The organism is Neisseria sp. P0021.S006 (genome assembly GCF_051956895.1).
The window spans coordinates 1-469 of the sequence record NZ_JBQCWZ010001176.1; the positions used below are offsets into that span (position 1 = coordinate 1).

The window sequence follows — 469 nt, forward strand, 5'->3', positions numbered from 1 at the left end:
CTATTATTTCATCAATGGAAGCATTATGAACACGCACATTTGGCAGGCAGGCCGATTTGAAATCGCCTTAGACAAACCAAAAATCATGGGCATCGTCAATCTGACCCCCGATTCATTTTCCGATGGCGGCACCTATTCGCAAAATGTCCAAATAGCATTGGCACATGCCGAGCAGCTGCTGAAAGACGGCGCGGATATTCTCGATATCGGCGGCGAATCTACCCGCCCGGGTTCGGATGATGTTTCTCTCGAAGAAGAATGGGCAAGGGTGCAGTCGGTTTTGGCGGAAGTCACCAAGTGGAATGTTCCCGTCAGCTTGGACACGCGCCGCACGGTGATTATGGAAAAAGCCTTGGCGCAAGGTGGCGTCGATATTATCAACGATGTTGCCGCATTGAGTGATAAAGGCGCAGTCGCATTGTTGGCGCAACAGCCGAATACAGGCGTGTGTCTCATGCACATGCAGGGT

Annotated in this window: 1 protein-coding gene; it reads left to right on the forward strand. The window is 51.4% G+C overall.

All coding sequences use genetic code 11. The features are described from left to right. Window positions 1–25: 25 nt before the first annotated feature. Window positions 26–469: dihydropteroate synthase (locus ACTHUM_RS19335; RefSeq protein ID WP_440403910.1), on the forward strand; the 444-nt coding region annotated here is incomplete at its 3' end.